This window comes from Streptacidiphilus alkalitolerans (assembly GCF_042511045.1).
In the GTDB taxonomy this organism is placed as follows: domain Bacteria; phylum Actinomycetota; class Actinomycetes; order Streptomycetales; family Streptomycetaceae; genus Streptacidiphilus; species Streptacidiphilus alkalitolerans.
The window spans coordinates 61,136-79,490 of sequence record NZ_JBHEZX010000020.1 but is presented as its reverse complement, the minus strand read 5'-3'; the positions used below and the strand labels follow the sequence as shown (position 1 = coordinate 79,490).

Below are 18,355 nucleotides of genomic sequence, written 5' to 3'. Positions count from 1 at the left end.
AGCTCCGGCATAATGAACTGATGGCCAACCTCACCGCGCTGCGCGACCACAACGCCGCCGCCGTCCTCGGACGCATCCGGGCCGCGCGGGAGACCAGCCGGGTCGAGCTCGCCGCCGCCACCGGGCTCAGCGCCCAGGCCGTCAGCAAGATCGTGCAGCGGCTCGCCGCCGAGGGCCTGATCACCACGGCCGGACAGGGCCCCTCCACCGGTGGCAAGCCGCGCACGCTGCTGCGGCTGGTCCCGCAGGCCCGCTGGGTGGTCGGCGCGCAGCTGCACCGGGACGCGGCGACCCTGGTCCTGGTCGACCTCGGCGGGCGGGTGGTCCGCTCCGGCGCGCCGGCGCTCGCCGCGGGTGCGGATCCGGCGCGCACCCTGGACCAGCTCGCGGCCGGGATCCGCGAGCTGCTGGCCACGGTGCCGTCCGAGCTGGTCCTCGGCGTCGGACTGGCCTGCCCCGGGCCGCTGGACCACCGCACCGGGGTGCTGCACCAGGTCACCGGGCTTCCGGGCTGGGCCGGGATCGCGCTGCGCGACGAGCTGGCCGGCCGGCTCGATCTGCTCGGGGCCGGAGCCGGGGCCGTCGCGGTGGACAAGGACACCACCGCGGGGGTGCTCAGCCAGCCCGGCTCCGCCGACCGGGCCTTCGTCTACCTGGACGACGGGCTCGGCGCGGGACTGGCGCTCGGCGGGCAGGTGCAGCGGGGGGCCCGTACCAACGCGGGGGAGTTCGGCCACCAGGTGCTCGACCTGTGCGGTCCCCGCTGCGCCTGCGGAAACCGGGGCTGCCTGGAGGCGCTCTGCCGGGCCGCGCTGGAGGCCGGCGAGCCCGGCCGTGCCGCCGAGCTGCTCGGCGAGGGGGTGGCCAACCTGGTCCGGCTGCTGGACCTGGACGAGATCGTGCTCGGCGGCCGGACCGTGCTCGCCGCCCCCGAGCTCTACCGGGACACGGTCGACGCGGTGCTGCGGCAGCGGCTGCCCGACCCGGACTGGCAGCGGGTCGCGGTCTCGGTGGTCCGGGCCGGCGAACAGGCGGTGGCGCTGGGCGCGGCCGGGCTGGTGCTCGGCCCGTTCTTCGGCGAGGGGGACGGTCTGAAGCCGTTGGGGCCGTGAGGCTCAGGTCGCTCAGGACGGGACGAGGAAGCAGCGGGCGCTGCCGAGGCGGGTGAAGCCGGTCCGTTCGTAGAGGCGCTGCGCGGGATTGCCCTCGGTGACGGTGAGCAGCAGCCGGTCCGGTGTTCCGTCGGCGGAGGCCTGGGCCAGGGCGGAGCGCAGCAGCAGGGCACCGATGCCGGGAACTGCCTCCCGGGGGTCCCGGAAGAGGTCGACGATGCTGGGCGCGGGCCAGGCGGGCAGCCCGCTCCGACCGGCCACCAGGGCCGCGGCGACCGGGGTCGATCCGGCGAGGGCGACCTTGCTGCAGGCCAGGACGGGGCCGTAGAGGGAACCGCGGAGCAGCCCGGTCAACCGGGTCAACTGCCCCTCGGCGTGGTCGATATGGCCGACCGGATAGGCGCGTCCGCGGACCGGGTCGAGGTCGGAGGCGGTGACTCCGTCGAGGCCGCGGATCCGCAGGTGGTCGGGAAGCCGGGGCTCGCTCCAGTCCGGGTCGGGCCGCTGGGTGGAGAAGTCCCAGGCGTAGAGGTGGAATTGACGGAGCTGCAGCGCGCGGACCGAGAGCAGGGCGGCCAGTTCGCGGTGCGAGGTGGAGGCCATCCAGCCGGGCAGCGATGCGAGGATCGCGTCGGCGGCGGGTGCGGGGCGGGAGTCCGGGAGCCGGATGTCGTCCGCCCAGTCCCGGCCGGTGATCGACCGTCCGGCCACGAAGTCGACCAGTGGACTCCCCTCGGCGTCGCACAGCACGCTCCGCCGGGGCGCGGTGGAGGTGTGGCGCGGGCGGCCTCCGGGTAGCTGGTCACCCATGGATGAGGCGACACGTCTGCTTGCGCCTCTGCGCATCGACGCCGGCTCCCTTCGTCTTGACTGTTCCTCGGAGTGGCTGGAGGAGCACCTGGGACGCTTCTCGGTCTGCGGCGTCCGGCTGGCCGACGGGGTCGAGGACCAGGCGTACGACTATGCGGAGGACGCCGTCGTCCCCACGGACCCGGTGCCGCTGCGGTCGGCCCACCTTCCGCTGCTCGCGGGGTTCATCGCCGGACCGCTGACCCCGCCGGGCCTCTGCGTGGGGTTCGCCGAGGTGGCGTTGGACCGGGAACCGATGCCGGAGATCCTTGCGGAAGCGCGGCGACCGGACTTCCGGCCGCACGACGGGACGGTCCGCACCCTGGCCGGTCACCGGGGCCGGCTGGTGGGGCTGCTCTCGGCGGAGCCGGGGATGCGCACCACCACGCGGATGGACGCCCGGATATCCCAGTACTCCGAGTACTTTCCGGGAAAGCTGGTCGGTATGCACTACGACAACGTGCTCACCGATCGCGGCGAGGGCGAGAGATTCTCCCGGTCGGTGCGGGCGCAGCTGTCGGACAGGCGCGGCCTGTGCAATATCGGTCCCGGCGACCGACTGCTGGTGCTGGGGCTGAATATGACGGCGCTGCAGCTTTCGGACCGGCTCAGGCCGGGAGACGGCCAGCACGTCCCGGACACCCGCCAGTTGCGGACCCTGCTGCGGAACGAGCCGTCGGGGGCGGCCGGCATCGTCTGCCTGGTGGTCAGGCTGGCTCCGGGGGAGATGGCGGTCTTCCCGGCGGGGAACTCCCTGCACGACGGCTCCATGACGGGATGCCGGCTTCCGTCGGAGGCCGTCGTCATCGCAGGGAGGTTCCCCAGGCTCCGGCGCTGACCTCAGACCCCCTGTTCGGCGCGGCGCTCCCAGACCTGGCTCGAGGAGCTGAACCGCAGGAAGACCAGGGGGTCGTTGCCGGACAGAGGCTGCCGCGCCGGGCCGAGAAGCCACTCAAGCTTCTCGTCGTTCTCCCGGAGGTCCCTGGCGAGAGCTTCGTGCGGCCGTTCTACTGACTGGGTGTCTGGCATTGAAGAGCCCCTTCCATTTTTGCCTGGTGGAGATTGCGGCAGTACGCCGTCTCGGTTGCGTCGAGACGGCCGAGTTCGAAGTACTTGTTCGCGGGCCAGTTCCCGCCGCAGACTGAGGCGTAGCGGCAGGCCGTTCGACAGTTCCTCACGCCCGTCAGGGCCTCCCGCACCCAGGGCCGCTCGTGCGCCCGGGCGAGAATGCTGTCGAGTGCGTCGTCCAGGACATTGCCGACGGTGAAGGGCCCGTATTCCGGGTGCGTATGGCCGGAGAAGTCGGGCGACAGAACCGTCACATCGCCGTTGTGGGAGACGGTGGGCATCGGTTCCACCGGAATGTCCTGGAGCTGTTCGTAAGTGACGCCCGCCAGGATCGAATCCCGGCAGTTCATCACCGATTCGAGTTCCCGCAGCCGGACGGCCGGGTCGCGCTGCCATTCCGTGTAGAGCGCGGAAAAGAATTCGGTCCAATCCTCCTTGGACGCCGCGGCGCTCCGGCCGTGGGCGCCCTTCTTCTCCTCGGGCAGGATGCCGAGCGAGACGGCACCGATGTCGCGGGCGTAGGAGTACACGGCTCCGGCCGTCCTCGCGTCCGGCACGCGGACCACCGAGAGCAGGTCGAAGGGGATGGCTCTGCTCCTGAGGGACGCCAGGCCCGCCTCGATCCGGGACGCCGCCGGGCGGCCCGACCTGGTGACCCGGTCCGCGTTCATGGGGCCCGGTCCGTCCGAACTGACGGAGATTCGCACCCGGTGCGCCTGGAACAGGTCGCACCAGGCGTCATTGATGAGTGTGCCGTTGGTCTGGATGGTGTGCGACGTCTCCCGTGGCCAGCGGGAAAGCAGCCGGTCCAGTCGCTCGACGCCGACCGCGAGCGGCTCCCCGAGGTGCCAGAGCGCCTCCACCCCGTGTCCGGCGGCGGACCACTTGGCGGCCGTGTCGGCCACCGCCTCGTTGACCTCCGGCGGCATGTGCCGTACGTCGTGGCGGTCCGGCAGATAGCAGTACCTGCAGTCGAGGTTGCAAAAGGTTCCGGGCTGCATCACCACGGTCGAGGGAGGAAGGCTGAGCATGCTTGCCGGCACGGATCGACACCGCCTCGGAATGAGAAATACAGCCTCACATCCTCGCAATTCTGGATCGGGTGCCAAGTACTGTCAATGCCGCCGCTGCAATCGGCAGGAAATGGACTTCGATCGTCCGATCCGTGCTCGTTGCACGGTTTGAAACCGCCCTTGTAGGCTCTTACCGAGCGGGGTTGAAAAGTGACGAATCGGGATGTAGCGAGCCACGGATCGCGACGAGGGTGAACACAAGCACTGTTGGTACAGCGATGAGGCCGACACATATCCAGAGGGATGGAAGGAGGCCCATGGATGCCACGACCGCCCCGCCGAAGAAGTAGCCGACGGGGGTGAACAACTCAGACCCCAACTGGTCGTAGGCGTAGACCCGGCTGAGGATCCGCTGGGGCAGGTGTTGCTGCAACAAGGTGTCCCAGTAGACGCCGTGCTGCTCCGTACAGAACCCACCCACCAGGGTTGCCAGCAGCACCACCCAGAACGGCTGTTGCAGGGCCAGCGCCAGCAGCGGAGCCGCGCACCCGAGGAGGTAGGACACGCTGACGGGCAGTGGGCGCCGCGGTTCCCAGGAGATGCCCACCAGCCCGCCGATGATGAAGCCAGCCCCAGTCCCCGAGATCAGGAATCCCAGGCTCGATGCGCCGGAATAGAGTTCGCGCGCAGCAACGGGCATGAGGAGGCTGAATCCGGCGTAGTCACCCATGTTCACAAAGGCACTCTGGACGACCACCGTCCACACCCAGGGGCGTGCCCAGAACTCTGTCCACCCTTCACGAATCTGGCCGAGGAATCCGATGGAGGCAGCGGGGTCCTCGGGCTTCGTGGTGTCGAGCCGGCCGCGCAGCCTCAGCAGTAGCGGGAGGATGGCGGCGTAGCTCGCCGCGTCGACGAAGACGGCCCAGCCGGGGCTCGTCGCTGCGACGAAGAGCCCGGCCAGGGAGGGGCCAACGACGAAGCTGGTGCTGTTGGCGAGCCGGATCTGGGAGATGGCCCGCTGCAACCCCCCAACAGGAACCACCGTCGGAATCAGACCTTGCGCGGCTGGCCGGGAGAATGCTCCCGACAGGCCGGCAGTTGCTGAGAGGGCAACGAGTTCCCAGATGTGAACCGATCCCAGGATCAGCGTGATCGCGGCAAGCGCCTCGATCGCCGCAGAGCAGAGGGTAGACAGGATCAGTATCCGGATCCGTGGCCATCGGTCGGCCACAGCACCGCCCACCAGTAGGAACCCCAGCTCGGCCAGGGCCGTGGCCCCCAGGGTGTAGCCGAGGTCTGCCGCTGAACCGGTGAGGTCGAGTACGGAGAAGGCGAGGCCGACCGGAAAGAAGGCCGATCCGATTCTGGACACCGCGTTGGCGGCGTAGAGAATTCGATAGTTCGTCGACTCGGCGTCGGTGTCGTTCCCGCTCCGCCGTGGACGTGGGATGACGGGCATCATGTCCATCCATGCACGGTGGACCGCATCTGGAGTGCGACTTCCAGCCCGATGTCCGTGAGCGAGCCGGATCCCACCAGGGTGTCGATGCCTTGGTCCGTAGCGTCGCGCCAACGCCGGTATTCACGGTCGGCGACGTGGCCGCTCCCCTCCGGAGAGCAGTGGCTTCGGTTTCTCCAGAAGTCGGCAACCGCGATGTGGGCGTAGGTGCCTTGGAGCAACCCTTCCAAGGGCCGCAGATCTTCGCGCCATGCGGCCGGGTACAGGTGGGAGTCCTGTTCGTCGTGGAGGTCGACGACATCCATGAGCGCCCCGAGTTTGGCGTGCTGGATCTCGTGCAGGAGTAGCAGGGCCAACGTCTCCGGATCGTCGGTGGCAGCGACTCCTACGGCGCCGAATGCGTCCCGGGATGTTCCGCTGACCTGGGCTCCGTCGGCGCGGGGGCGGAGCGGCGTGATCGCGGTCAGGATGCCCGCCACCCCGTCCCAGTAGACTGGGAAGTCACTCCGGACGATGCGCAGCGCTTCTTCCAGCAGTTCCCACCACCGGGCCGCTGCGGCGTCGGACAGCGGCAGGGACGGGTCCTCGCCGTAGACGTTTCGGTAGGGGTCGTCGTCGACCAAGGCGATCGTGACCCCGTGGACGGTCCTGCTCCGGGTCGGCTGCCAGTGGATCCCGTCGTTCCGGACGGCAGTCGCACCTCCGGATCCTGTCTCCAGTACCAACTCCGAGCCGTCACCAGCCCGGATGGTTGTCGACCCGGATGACGATGTGAGAGTAGCCTCCGCACGCTGTTCGCCGAGAACGAGCCTGGCAACTCCCAGTGTCGGCAGGTAGAGGCCGCCCCGTTCAATGGTCAGCGGGAGCGCTGTGGCGAGCCCCGACCGTGCGCCGGCCGCCGCCGCCAAAACGACCAGCAACTCACGCTGCAGGGATCGGAGTCCGCTTCCGGTGGTCCGCGCATCGCCCTTCCGGTGTGCCGCTGCCCTGGCCAGAAAATTCGTGGCACGGACGCGAACATAGGGATGAGCGAGAACAGCAGCCAGTCCGGCGGGGGTGCTTTGATCGATGCGCGTCAACGCCAACCATGCCTGCCGGGCATGGGGATCTGCTGGTACCGCGTGATATACGGATGCCACGAGTAGTCGACCCAGGCTGCGTTGACTGTTCTTCAGTGCATCGACGGCGGACCGGTCCCCGTAGCCCTGCCCCAGCTGCCGAAGAATCGAGCTAGTGATCGGCTTCCGGCTCATCGATGATGAGGGAGTCACTTGCATGTCGGCATCGACGGCAACGCGAATGTGCTGGATGAGTTTGTAGAGATCAGTGCAGTAGACGGACGGGTTGTCGAAGCCGGAGTCAGCCTGGTAGCGGTGGGAGTAGAGACCGCCGCCGCAACTGGCGACCAGGGGGCATGCCTGGCATTCCGCTGCCAGGCCGGACTCTCCGGTCTGGCGGGCACGTATCCCGGGATGGGCTGCCGCCTCGTCGAAGGAGTTGTCCAGGACATCGAGCCCGGTGTAGGCAGCGCCCTCAAAGGTGGACTTTAGATGGTCCACCTGTTCCAAGGTGCCATCGGTCTCCACAACGACCATCTCGGCCGCGCCGATTCCTATCGCTTCGACTCCGCTGGAGCCTCCGAGCGAGGTATCGATGATCGAGTCGAAGAGGCGAATTGGAAATGGGCGGTGATCTGAATTCCATCGATCGAATATGTGGATGAGCCAGTCCGCATACTGGGTGGCCTGGCCGTCGTGCCGGGGAGGTGGGTTCTCCCAGTTGGCATGCGGAAGCAGGAGGTCAATGGCTGGCGGGTCAAATTCTGCCAGTGATTCGTAGACGTCTATCGGGTCGTTCTCCGTGTCAATGGTGCACAACAGCCCGGAGAAGATCGGGCGATAACGCTCCGAAGTCAGCAGTGATATCCCGTTCACGGCGGCGGAGAAGCTGCTCCTCCCGTTCGCGTGGAGCCGGTGTCGATCGTTCGCCTCCCGGCCGCCGTCGAGGGAGACGCCGACCTCGATTCCCTGGGTCAGGAATATCTCGCAGAACCGCTCATCCAGCAGTGCGCCGTTCGTCTGGATCCATAGTTCCGGATCGCAGATGCCCCGCAGGGATCCGCGCAGCCGGACCGCCAGCCCCTCGATCAGATCATGGCCGGCGAGTAACGGCTCTCCGCCGTGCATGCCAACGCTGACCCGCTGGAGCTTGTGGTTCTCCACGTGATCTCTGATCCGCCGGACCGTCGCCACCACCGTGGGCTCGCTCATCACCAGCGGCCGATTACGCCAGCTCTGGTCGGCGTGCTCGTACATGTAGCAGTAGTCGCAGGCCAGATTGCAGCGGCTGTGGACTTTGAGGATGTAGTCGGAGAATGGGACGATCGGTCCACCTGGTTTCATGGAAAACCTCTTCATTGTGGCTGGAATGAACGCTCGACGCAGCGGGGGAGGCTGCTGCGATGCAGATCTTCTACGCATCGCAGCAGCCGTGTGACTAGCCCTTGATCTTGCTGCTGAAAGCGGTGACCTTCAGTCGCTCGACCCTGGAGTAGGTCGGCGCGATCCTTTCTAGGATCTTTGAGAATCTGAGATCATCGGAAGCCCCCATGAGTTCGAGGGAAAAATCATCGAGATCGGCCACTTGAGCGGGAATGTCCAATTCCACCGTTTCCTGCATAGTGCCTCCAGCTGTTTTTGGCGAGCCGTGCACGGACAAGGCATGAAGCTAGGACACTTCCGCCGATCAAGTCAACAGATTTCAGCCACCCTATTGCGGACCGTACGGATCCGTTTTCCGTGCCGCGCTTGAATCGGGGGCGCGGGACAGAGGTCATTTCCCCGAAATGGTGGCGTCGCCCCGGGTCAAGCAATAGGCTTTCCAGCCTCGGGCTGATGCGGCGAGGTGAAGGGTCAGGGCTGCCTGGGCGTGGCCCGGGCGATCGCGCTGCCGACAGGGGCTCTCACTGGTAGGAGGTGGCGATCGGGACGCTGGTGCCGACGGCGCTGCCCTTGGCCAGGTAGCTGATCGTCCAGACCACGCCGGTTTTGTCCGGGTAGCCGTAGAGGCCGCCGCCGTTGCCGCACTCGTAGTTGAGCCGCTGGCCGGCCTGGTCGGTGGTGCCTCCGGTGACCATGCCGCAGGACATCCCGTCGGTCAGGATGATGATCAGCGGCTCGACCGGGGACGGGCTGGCCACCGGCGGCACGTCCGGCAGCGGCTCGGTGAGGGTGAGCCGGAACAGCTTGGTCGGGCTGGTGCCCAGGCACATCACCGCCGTCGGATTCTGCACCAGCGGGGCGAAGCAGGGGTCGTAGAGGCTGTTGCCGCCGTTGCAGCGGAAGGCGTCGTCGCGCGAGGTGGACTCGGCGGTGGTGAAGCAGCTGCCCTGCGCGGTGCCGGCGACGGTCACCCCGGCGTTGAGCCGGCCGGTGGAGTCCCAGGGCGCGATGGTGTCCACCTGGGTACGGGCCAGCGCTGGGGTGGCGGCTGGGGTGGTGGCAGGCGCGGTGGAGGTGTGCGGGGGCGCGGTGGGGCCCGCGGTGGGGTGCGTGCCGAGGTTCGACGCCGCCCAGGTGGCGCCGCCGGCGAGGGCGAACACGGCCAGGGCGGTGGCCAGGATCAGCCCGCCCCTGCGGCGCCGCTGCCGGCTGACGGCGGTGGCCCAGGTCGGGTCGTCCGGGGCGGGCTGGTGCCACTGCTCGGCGATCAACTGCTGGACCGCGGAAGGACCGGAGCCGAGCAGGGTGGGCTGCTGGTGCGGGCCGAGCACCTGGGTGGCCTGCCGGGCCAGCAGTTCTCCGGTGACCTGGGCGACCGCCGCGGCGGGGGGCCGCCGGGCCGGGTCCTTGGCCAGGCAGGAGCCGACGATGCCGGCCAGCTCGGCCGGGACGCCGTGCAGGTCGGCCTCCTCGCTGATGACCCGGTAGGCGACCGCGGCCTCCTGCCCGCTGCCGAAGGGCAGCCGCCCGGTGGCCGCGTAGGCGATCATCGCGCCCCAGGCGAAGACGTCCCCGGGCGGGCCGCTGACGCCGCGCTGGTAGTACTCCGGGCTGATCCACCCCGGGGTTCCGGCGACCACGCCGGTCGCGGTGAGCGCGGTCCCGTCGGCGACCTGGGCGATGCCGAAGTCCAGCACCTTGGGGCCGTGCGGCGACAGGATCACATTGGCCGGCTTGAGGTCGCGGTGCGCCACCCCCGCCGCGTGGATGGCGGTCAGCGCCCCGGCCGTCCCGGCCGCGAACAGGTTCAGCTGAATGCCCGTCAGCGGGCCGTGGCTGGCCAGGTGCTGCTGCAGGGTCGGGCCCGGGACGTAGTCCGTGGCCAGCCAGGGGACCGGGGCGGTCGGGTCCGAGTCCAGCAGCGGGACCAGGCAGGGCCCCGACACCCGCCGCAGCACCTGCACCTCGCGCTGGAACCGCAGCCGGAACTGCGGGTCGGCGGCCTGGGCCGGGTGCACCGCCTTGACCGCGATCCGCCTTCCGCCGGCGTCCAGGGCGGCGTAGACGGTCCCCATGCCGCCGGTCCCCAGCCGGCCGATGATCCGGTAGTCGGCAATGCGGTCCGGGTCGCCGGGCAGCGGCGGTGCGATCGTGGTCACGGCCCCGAAGCTAGTGGTACCGGGGCATCTCGGGCAGTCGATGCGGAGATTCTGTGACCGGTCCGCAATGGTTCAGTGCAGCGGCCGGAAGGCTCCGAACGCGCCGCTGTGGTGCAGCAGCGGCAGTCCGGCGCCGCCGTCGCCGCCCGCGTCCAGCACCTCGCCGACCACCAGCAGGTGGTCGCCGACCTCCTGGCGCAGCACCGGACGGGCCGTCAGCCAGGCCGGCACCCCGTCCAGCAGCGGGACCTGCTGCGGTCCCGGCGACCATCCCGTCCCGGCGAACCGGTCCACGCCGCTGCGGGCGAAGCGTTCGGCTATCGCGTTCTGGTGCTCGCCCAGGACGTGCACCGCGAAGATGTCCGCGTCCAGCACCGCGCCGGCCGTGGAGGCGTTACTGGAGAGGTAGAAGGACACCAGGGCGGGTTCGAGCGAGACCGAGGTGAACGAGGTCGCGGTGAAGCCGGCCGGCCCCGGCACGGTCAGCACGGTCACCCCGGCGGCGTGCCGGCGCAGGGTGCGGCGCAGCAGGTCGGCCGGAGCGAGGGTGTCGGAGGGGGTGCTGGTGACGGTCATCAGGGAGTCCTTGTCGGTTGTGGCGGTAGGGGGAGCAGGCCGTCGCGGCGCAGCAGCGGCAGGACGCCCTCGCCGAACCAGTGCGCCTCCTCCAGGTGCGGCTGTCCTGACAGCAGGATGTGTTCCACGCCCAGCGCGTGGTATTCGGCCAGGCGTTCGGCGACCTCCTGGTGACTGCCCACCAGGGCGGTACCGGCATGCCTGCGCAGCAGACCGAAACCGGCCCAGAGGTTCGGCGACACCTCCAGGCCGTCCCGGCTGCCGCCGTGCAGCGCGGTCATCCGCCGCTGGCCCTCCGAGGAGGTACGGGCGGCCCGGGCCTGGGCCAGCGCGATCGCGGCCGGGTCCATCGCCCGCAGCAGCCGGTCGGCCTGGGCCCAGGCCTCGGCGGCGGTGTCCCGGGTGATCACGTGCAGCCGCACCCCGAAGGCCACCCGGCGCCCCTGACGCCGCGCCAGTTCCCGGACCCGGGCCAGCCGGGGCGCCAGGTCGGCGGGCGGCTCGCCCCAGTTGAGGTGGACGTCGGCGAACTCGGCGGCGGCGTCCAGGGCCGGGCCTGAGGAGCCCCCGAGCAGCACCTGCGGCACCGGCGAGGGCGCCTCGGCGACGGTGGCGCCGCGCACCTCGTAGTACGTGCCCTTGTGGTCGAAGGGCTCGCCGGACCAGGCCCCGCGCAGCACCCGCAGCCACTCTGCGGTACGGGCGTAGCGGGCGTCGTGGTCCAGCCAGTCGCCGAAGCGCTGCTGCTCCTCGTCGTCGGAGCCGGTGACCACATTGAGCAGCAGCCGTCCGCCGGAGACCCGTTGGAAGGTGGCGGCCATCTGGGCCGCCAGGGTCGGGTTGAGCGCGTCCGGGCGCAGGGCGACGATGAAGCGGATCCGCCGGGTCTCCCGGAGCAGCGCGGCGGTGGTGATCCAGGGGTCCTCGCACCAGGTCCCGGCCGGGGTGAGCAGGGACTCGAAGCCGAGGCGCTCGGCGGAGCGGGCCACGTCGGCGAGGTAGTCGATGTCGGGCGCGCGGTCGGTGGGGCGGGGCGCGGCGGTGGCGATGCGCGAGTGCACCCAGCCGACCACGTCCCGGCCGTCGCCCGAGGTGGGCAGGTACCAGTGCGGGTGCAGGGCCATGAAGGTCCTCCTCCTCGGGCGAACGGACGGGATCGCGGGGGCGATTATTTCTCGTGGACGGTGACGACTACCGGCAGGTGGGTGCCGGCCCGCAGCCGCTCCAGCCACTGCACCACGGTGGCGGCGACGCTGCGGTGGGAGAGGTCGTTGAGCGCGTCGTGCTTCCCGTCCGCGACGGTCGCCAGGACCGCGCGGGGGAGTTGCGCGGCGAGCGCCCGGGCACCGGCCACCGGGGCCAGCGCGTCGGCCTCGCCGTGCACCAGCAGCACCGGCAGGTCGCCGAGTCGGGACGCCGCCTCGGTGGCGGCGGCGAGCAGGTCGGCGGGCACCGGCCCGTCCAGCGCGCCGCGGTCGAACTGCGGGTCGCCCTCCAGCCGGCCCCGGTGCGCGGGGCAGGCGGTGCGGACGGCGAGTTCGCCCTCCCAGCCCTCGACGGCTGACGCACCGTCACCGTCGAGCGGGGTGCCGACCAGCAGCAGGCCGTCCAGGTGCACCGAGGGGTCGGCGGCGGCGACCAGGGCGTGCAGGGCGCCGGTGTCGGACCCGGCCAGCACCAGGGGTGCGGCCGAGCCCTGGCTGACCTGCTCCAGTTCGAGCGGGCCGGTCAGGTCCAGGACGTGCACCACATAGGCGTCGGCGGAGAGCCGTCGGCCGAGCCGCTCGTAGACGCCGGGGTGTTCGCCCCGGCCGGGCAGCAGCAGCACGGTTCCGCGCTGCAGCAGGCCCTCGGCGGGGTACCAGCTGGTCGCCCGGGTCGCGGCGGGGGCGCTCATCGGGCACTGCCGACCGCGACGGCCTCGGTGGTGGCGGTGCGCTCGCGGTGGGCCAGTTCCTGACGGACCAGCGGCAGCAGGTTCCGGCCGTAGTCGGCGACGTCGTCCAGCGGGTCGTAGCCGCGGATCAGCAGCGTGGTTACGCCGATGTCCACGTAGTCAAGCAGCGCCCGGGCCACCGTCTCCGGGGTGCCGACCAGCGCGGTGGAGTTGCCGGCCGCGCCGGTCGCCGCGGCCGGGGCGGTCCACAGCGCGCGGTCGTGCAGCTCGCCCTTGGCGGCGGCGGCCAGCAGCCGCTGCGAGCCGGTGTTCTGCGGCTTGGCGCCCTCGCCGACCGGCAGGATGGGACGGCGGCTGCCGACGAAGGAGCCGGCCGCGCCGCGCGACTTGATGGTGTCCAGGATCCGGTGCGCCCGCTCCCAGGCCAGTTCCTCGGTGGCGCCCAGGATCGGCCGGAACGAGACGCTGATGCCGGGCAGGGTGGTCCGGCCCGCGGCCACGGCCGCCGCGCGGACCGAGGCGATCTGCTCGGCGGTCTCCGCCAGCGGCTCGCCCCAGAGCGCGAACACATCGGCGTGCTTGCCGCCGACCCGGTAGGCGGCGGGGGAGGAGCCGCCGAAGTACAGCGGGATGCGCGGGCTCTGAGCGGGCTTCACCTCGGCGTGGAAGTCCGCGAAGCGGTAGTACGCGCCGTCCAGGCCGAACGGCTCGTCCTCGGTCCAGGCGCGCTTGACGATGTCCAGGTACTCGTCGGTGCGGGCGTAGCGCTCGTCCTTGGCCAGGTGGTCGCCGTCGCGGCGCTGTTCGGCGTCGTGGCCGCCGGTGATGATGTGCACGGCGACCCGGCCGCCGGAGAACTGGTCCAGGGTGGCGAAGGTGCGGGCGGCCAGGGTCGGCGCGACGAAGCCGGGGCGGTGCGCGACCAGCAGGCCGAGCTTCTCGGTGTGCGCGGCGACATGCGCGGCGACCTGGGTGCCGTCCGGGCTGCTTGAGCCGTAGCCGATCAGGATCCGGTCGAACCCGGCCTCCTCGTGGGCCTGGGCGAAGCGGCGGGTGTAGTCGGGGTCGACGACGGGTCCGGAGGGCGGACGGGTCTCGGAGACGTCCCGGGTGCCGATCATGCCGATGAATTCGACGGTCATGGGGTGGTCACGAGCCTTCTGTGAGAGTGCGGCGGGCCAGTACGGCGCGGCCGGCGGCGAGGAGGGACATGTCGTCCTGGGGGGTGTGCACCCGGCTGCAGAGGACGTCGCGGTGGTGCCGCTGCAGCGGGTTGTCGTAGGTCAGTCCGTGGTTGCCGGTGAGGGCGAGGGCCTGTTCGACGGCGCCGAGGGCGGCCCGGGTGCCGAGCACCTTCGCGCCGCCGGCCTGCTCGGCCGCGGCCGGGTCGCCCGCGTCGACGTCCTCGGCCAGGGCGCGGACCAGCCGCTCCGCGCCGCCGAGGGCGATGTCGATCTCGCCGACCGCGGTCTGGAACCGCGGCAGCGTGGCCAGCGGCGCGCCCAGCGCGGTGGGAATCCGCTCGTGCAGGAAGCCGGTCAGCCAGTGCTGGGCGGCCCGGGCCACGCCGAGGTAGAGGGCGGTCAGCCCGAGCGAGTTCCAGGCCCCGCCCACCACGTCCCGGCCGCCGCCGTCACCCGGTTCGGCCAGCCCGGCGACATGGTCGAGCGGCACCCGGACCCGGTCCAGCAGCACGTCGTCGCTGCGCGAGGCACGCAGGCCGACGTGGTTCCAGGTGGGCAGTACGGTGATGCCCTCGGCGCCGCCCTGGACCAGGAAGGATCCGACCCGGGTGGGCGTCTCGTCGGTGCGGGCCCAGACCAGCATCCAGCCCAGGGCCTCCGCGCCGGTGGAGAAGATCTTGTGGCCGGTCAGCTCCCAGTGGTCCTCCCGCCGCCTGGCCACGGTGACGGGCAGTCCGCCGCGCACCGGCGAGCCCAGCTCGGGTTCCACCCGCAGCGCGTTGACCAGCACCGGACGGCTGAGCGACTGCCGCAGCAGCAGTTCATAGGCCTCCAGCGGCCAACTGCCGGAGCGGGCCTGGGCGGAGTGGGTGAACAGGGTCATCGCGGTGACCAGGGCGACGGCGGGGTCCCCGCCGCCGAGCGCCTGCAGGATCCGCACGGTGTCGGCCAGCCCGCTGCCCGGGCCGCCGAACCGGGTACCGACGGTGGCGGTGAGCAGCCCGGCGTCGTGGGCGGCGGCGACGCCCTCGTAGGGGAAGGTGGCGTCGCGGTCGTGCTCGGCGGCGTTGACCGCGAGCGCGGCGGTGACCTGGGGCAGCCGGTCGAGGGCCGGCGGAGTCGGGCTCAGCAGAGACGGTGGGGTCATTGGTGGGATTCCCTGTCCACGGTGGAGGGGCGGGGGTCGGCGGTGAAGCGCGGCGGGTGACGGACCGTCACCGGGGGCGGGGGCACGTCGTCGGGCCAGCGCTCGATCTGGACCAGCGCGTGCTGGCCGGTGCAGCCCTGCGACAGCCGGGAGCTGGGCAGGTCGGCGGTGAGCGCGTTGGGGTTGCCGTGCGCGCAGAGCGGTGGCTCCACGCCCGGCACCGGGTCGAACCAGGCCCCGGTCGGCAGCCGCACCACCCCGGCGCGGACCCGGTCCGTCAGCACCGCCCCGACCAGGCAGGCGCCCCGGTCGTTGAACACCCGGAGCAGGTCGCCGTCCGCGATGCCGCGCGCGGCGGCGTCCGCCGGGTGCAGTTGCAGGGCCTCGCGGCCGGCCACCTTGGCGGCCAGGCTGACCGCCCCGGTGTCCAGTTGGCTGTGCAGCCGGGTGGACGGCTGATTGGCGATCAGCAGCAGCGGATACCGCTCCGCCGCGGCCCCGCCGAGCCATTCCTCGGGCTCCACCCAGCTGGGGTGCCCGGGGCAGTCCGGCAGCTGCATCGCCGCGATCCGGGCCGAGGCCAGTTCGATCCGGCCGCTGGGGGTGGCCAGCGGCGCGGCCACCGGGTCGGCGCGGAACTCGGCGAACAGGGTGTGCTGCTCGGGCCCCGGCGGCAGCTGCCACTCGCCGTCGGCCCAGAACCGCTCGAAGGACGGGGGGTGGGCTATTCCGCTTTCGGTCAAGTCGCTTGACCATTCGGTGTAGAGGTGCCGCAGCCACTGGCGGGGGCTGCGGCCCTCGGTGAACTCCTTCTCGAAGCCCAGCCGTTGGGCCAGCCCGGCCAGCACCGCGTAGTCGTCCCGCGCCTCGCCGACCGGGGCGACGGCCTGGTGCATGGCGATCAGATGGGTGTCCCGCCGACCGCCGCCCAGGTCCTCGCGCTCCAGCGTGGTGGTCACCGGCAGCACGATGTCGGCGTGCCGGGCGGACGCGGTCCAGTGCGGCTCGTGGACCACCACGGTGTCCGGGCGGGCGAAGGCCCGGCGCAGCCGGCCCAGGTCCTGGTGGTGGTGGAACGGGTTGCCGCCGGCCCAGTACACCAGCCGGATGTCCGGATAGGTGTAGCTGTCGCCGTCGTAGCGGAACTCCTCGCCCGGGTGCAGCAGCAGGTCGGAGATCCTGGCGCAGGGGATGAAGTCCGGCACCGGGTTCTGTCCCTGCGGCAGGAACGGCAGCCGCAGCACCGGCCCGGTGTCGCCGACGTCGCCCATCGAACCGTAGCCGTGCCCGAAACCGCCGCCCGGCAGCCCGATCTGACCCAGCATCGACGCCAGTGCCAGTCCGGCCCACACCGGCTGCTCGCCGTAGCGGGCCCGCTGCAGCGACCAGGTGACGGTGACCAGGGTGCGCGCGGCGGCCATCCGCCGGGCCAGCGCCCGGATCCGTCCGGCCTCGATGCCGCAGAGCCGGGCGGCCCAGTCGGCGTCCTTGGCGGTGCCGTCCGCCGAGCCGTCCAGATACGCCGCCAGGGTGTCGAAGCCGCTGCAGTAGCGGTCCAGGAAGGCCCGGTCGTGCAGCCTCTCGGCGAGCAGGGTGTGGGCCAGACCCAGCATCAGCGCGGTGTCGCTGCCGGGGACGACCGGCAGCCACTCGGCGTCGATGTCCTCGGGCAGGTCCGCCCGCAGCGGCCCGACCAGGACGATCCCGGTCCCCGCGGCGGCCAGCTCGGCCAGGTGGCCGGGCGTGGAGTGCCGGGTGACGCCGCCCGGGGTGACATAGACGTTCTTCTCCGGGATGCCGCCGAAGGCCACGATCAGCCCGGTGTTCGCGGTGATCGTGGGCCAGGACGAGCCGGCCCGCAGCACCGCCTCGGCGTCGCCGACCAGGTGCGGCAGCAGCACCAGCGAGGTGCCCAGGCTGTAGGAGTTGCGCGAGCCGGTGTAGCCGCCGTACTGGTTCAGAAAGCGGTGCAGCTGGCTCTGCGCATGGTGGAACCGGCCGGCCGAGGCCCAGCCGTAGGAGCCGCCGAACACGGCCCGGTTGCCGTGCTCGGTGCGGACCCGGAGCAGCTCGGCGGCCAGCAGGTCCAGCGCCTCGTCCCAGTCGACCTCGACGAAGGGCTCGCTGCCGCGCGCCGCCGAGGGCCCGGGGCCGTGCTCCAGCCAGCCCCGGCGGACCGCCGGACGGCGGACCCGGGTGGTGTGCCGCAGCGAGCCGCCGACGCCGCCGAGCAGCGGGGAGGGAGAGGGGTCCGCGGGGTGCGGCACCGCCTCCACCGAGCCGTCGGCGGCGTGCCGCACCCCGAACGCACCCCAGTGCGAGGTGGTCGGAGTGGTGTTCATGCGTCGACCAGCACCCGGTTGCCGACGAACTCCTGACGCTCCGTCTGCTCCCGGACCAGCGACACCAGGGTGCCGTAGTCGCGGGCGTCCGCCAGCGGGTCGAAGCCGCGGATCAGCAGGGTGCCGACACCCAGCGCGGTGTAGTCCAGCAGCGACTCGGCGACCTGCTCGTACGAGCCGACCAGGGCGGTCGAGTTGCCGGCCGCGCCGGTGACCTTGGCCACCGCGGTCCACAGCCGCTTGTCGTGCACGTCGCCCTTGGCGGCCACGTCCAGCAGCCGCTTGGAGCCCTCCTGGGCCGAGTGGTCCAGGTTGAACGCCTTGCGCAGCTCGCCCGAGCGCTCCTTGGTGAGCTCCAGGATGTCCTCGGCCCGCTTCCAGGCCTCGGCCTCGGTCGCGGCCGGGATCGGGCGCAGGCTGACGCTGAAGTTGGGGTTGCGGCCGTGCGGCGCGGCGGCCGCGCGGACCTGCTTGATCCGGTCGGCGATGCCGGCCAGCGGCTCGCCCCAGAAGGCGTAGACGTCCGCGTGCTTGGCCCCGGCCCTGACCGCGTCGTCGGACGCGCCGCCGAAGTACACCGGGATCGGCCGGGACGGCAGCAGCGCCGACTTCCCGCCGCGCACCTGGTAGAACTCGCCGTCGTAGTCGAAGGGCTCGGTCGCGGTCCAGGTGGTGCGCACCACGTCCAGGAACTCGTCGGTGCGGCGGTAGCGGGTCGGCTTGTCGCTCAGGTCGCCGTCCCTGGCCTGGTCGGCGTCGTCGCCGCCGGTGATCACGTGCAGGGCGATCCGGCCCGGGTGGAAGGCGTCCAGGGTGGCGTACTTGCGGGCGGCCAGGGTGGGGGAGACGAAGCCGGGGCGGTGCGCCAGCAGTACGCCGAGCTTCTTGGTGTGGGTGAGCACCTGGTCGGCGACGGTGAAGCCGTCCGGGCTCGCCGAGGAGTGCGCCACCAGCACCCGGTCGAAGCCGGAATCCTCATGGGCCTGGGCCAGCTCCTTCAGATAGGCGGGGTCGACGACCGACCATCCGCCGGCGCCTCCGCTCTCGCTGAACGGGGCGGTGTTGGCGATGCCGATGAACTCGATGGACATGACTTTCCTCTCTT

Annotated in this window: 16 protein-coding genes; 2 read left to right on the top strand and 14 right to left on the bottom strand. The window is 71.4% G+C overall.

The window, feature by feature from the left end; genetic code table 11:
- Positions 1 to 20: 20 nt before the first annotated feature.
- On the top strand, positions 21 to 1,112 hold the full coding sequence (locus ACEZDG_RS32440) for an ROK family transcriptional regulator (RefSeq protein ID WP_380516751.1): 1,092 nt from the start codon (positions 21 to 23) through the stop codon (positions 1,110 to 1,112).
- Between the two features lie 12 nt (positions 1,113 to 1,124).
- Here the strand turns inward: ACEZDG_RS32440 and ACEZDG_RS32435 are convergent, their stop codons facing one another.
- Positions 1,125 to 1,922, bottom strand: coding sequence for a GNAT family N-acetyltransferase (locus ACEZDG_RS32435; protein WP_380516749.1), 798 nt, complete (start codon positions 1,920 to 1,922; stop codon positions 1,125 to 1,127).
- Here ACEZDG_RS32435 and ACEZDG_RS32430 point away from each other — a divergent pair.
- Positions 1,921 to 2,799 (top strand): hypothetical protein, encoded by an 879-nt coding sequence (locus tag ACEZDG_RS32430; RefSeq protein ID WP_380516746.1) that lies wholly within the window; start codon positions 1,921 to 1,923, stop codon positions 2,797 to 2,799. The genes ACEZDG_RS32435 and ACEZDG_RS32430 overlap by 2 nt on opposite strands.
- Positions 2,800 to 2,801: 2 nt before the next feature.
- On the opposite strand, the gene ACEZDG_RS32425 is transcribed toward ACEZDG_RS32430, so the two are convergent.
- The 13 genes from ACEZDG_RS32425 to ACEZDG_RS32365 all read right to left on the bottom strand — a co-directional run bounded on the left by ACEZDG_RS32425 (position 2,802) and on the right by ACEZDG_RS32365 (position 18,341).
- The gene (locus tag ACEZDG_RS32425) at positions 2,802 to 2,990 is read right to left on the bottom strand and encodes a hypothetical protein (RefSeq protein ID WP_380516744.1); all 189 of its coding nucleotides are present in this window, start codon (positions 2,988 to 2,990) and stop codon (positions 2,802 to 2,804) included.
- Positions 2,969 to 4,030 carry a radical SAM protein gene (locus tag ACEZDG_RS32420; RefSeq protein ID WP_380516935.1) on the bottom strand — a complete coding sequence of 354 codons (1,062 nt, stop codon included), beginning with the start codon at positions 4,028 to 4,030 and terminating at the stop codon, positions 2,969 to 2,971. Before ACEZDG_RS32420 ends, ACEZDG_RS32425 begins: the two co-directional genes overlap by 22 nt.
- 202 nt (positions 4,031 to 4,232) lie before the next feature.
- Positions 4,233 to 5,513 (bottom strand): MFS transporter, encoded by a 1,281-nt coding sequence (locus ACEZDG_RS32415; RefSeq protein WP_380516742.1) that lies wholly within the window; start codon positions 5,511 to 5,513, stop codon positions 4,233 to 4,235.
- Positions 5,504 to 7,921, bottom strand: a complete 2,418-nt coding sequence (locus ACEZDG_RS32410) for an FxsB family cyclophane-forming radical SAM/SPASM peptide maturase (RefSeq protein WP_380516739.1) — start codon at positions 7,919 to 7,921, stop codon at positions 5,504 to 5,506. Before ACEZDG_RS32410 ends, ACEZDG_RS32415 begins: the two co-directional genes overlap by 10 nt.
- A gap of 79 nt (positions 7,922 to 8,000) precedes the next feature.
- A complete protein-coding gene (locus ACEZDG_RS32405; RefSeq protein ID WP_380516736.1) occupies positions 8,001 to 8,183 on the bottom strand; it encodes a hypothetical protein in 183 nt (60 codons plus the stop codon).
- Positions 8,184 to 8,466: 283 nt separating this feature from the next.
- Complete coding sequence (locus ACEZDG_RS32400; protein WP_380516733.1) at positions 8,467 to 10,104, bottom strand: serine/threonine-protein kinase; 1,638 nt, start codon at positions 10,102 to 10,104, stop codon at positions 8,467 to 8,469.
- A gap of 72 nt (positions 10,105 to 10,176) precedes the next feature.
- The gene (locus ACEZDG_RS32395; RefSeq protein WP_380516730.1) at positions 10,177 to 10,680 is read right to left on the bottom strand and encodes a flavin reductase family protein; all 504 of its coding nucleotides are present in this window, start codon (positions 10,678 to 10,680) and stop codon (positions 10,177 to 10,179) included.
- On the bottom strand, positions 10,680 to 11,804 hold the full coding sequence (locus tag ACEZDG_RS32390; protein WP_380516727.1) for an LLM class flavin-dependent oxidoreductase: 1,125 nt from the start codon (positions 11,802 to 11,804) through the stop codon (positions 10,680 to 10,682). Before ACEZDG_RS32390 ends, ACEZDG_RS32395 begins: the two co-directional genes overlap by 1 nt.
- A gap of 44 nt (positions 11,805 to 11,848) precedes the next feature.
- Positions 11,849 to 12,577 carry an alpha/beta hydrolase gene (locus ACEZDG_RS32385; RefSeq protein WP_380516724.1) on the bottom strand — a complete coding sequence of 243 codons (729 nt, stop codon included), beginning with the start codon at positions 12,575 to 12,577 and terminating at the stop codon, positions 11,849 to 11,851.
- Positions 12,574 to 13,719 carry an LLM class flavin-dependent oxidoreductase gene (locus ACEZDG_RS32380; protein ID WP_380516722.1) on the bottom strand — a complete coding sequence of 382 codons (1,146 nt, stop codon included), beginning with the start codon at positions 13,717 to 13,719 and terminating at the stop codon, positions 12,574 to 12,576. Before ACEZDG_RS32380 ends, ACEZDG_RS32385 begins: the two co-directional genes overlap by 4 nt.
- A 7-nt stretch (positions 13,720 to 13,726) precedes the next feature.
- Positions 13,727 to 14,908 carry an acyl-CoA dehydrogenase family protein gene (locus ACEZDG_RS32375; RefSeq protein ID WP_380516719.1) on the bottom strand — a complete coding sequence of 394 codons (1,182 nt, stop codon included), beginning with the start codon at positions 14,906 to 14,908 and terminating at the stop codon, positions 13,727 to 13,729.
- On the bottom strand, positions 14,905 to 17,250 hold the full coding sequence (locus tag ACEZDG_RS32370; RefSeq protein ID WP_380516717.1) for a molybdopterin-dependent oxidoreductase: 2,346 nt from the start codon (positions 17,248 to 17,250) through the stop codon (positions 14,905 to 14,907). Before ACEZDG_RS32370 ends, ACEZDG_RS32375 begins: the two co-directional genes overlap by 4 nt.
- Complete coding sequence (locus tag ACEZDG_RS32365; protein ID WP_380516714.1) at positions 17,247 to 18,341, bottom strand: LLM class flavin-dependent oxidoreductase; 1,095 nt, start codon at positions 18,339 to 18,341, stop codon at positions 17,247 to 17,249. Before ACEZDG_RS32365 ends, ACEZDG_RS32370 begins: the two co-directional genes overlap by 4 nt.
- Between the last annotated feature and the right edge of the window lie 14 nt (positions 18,342 to 18,355).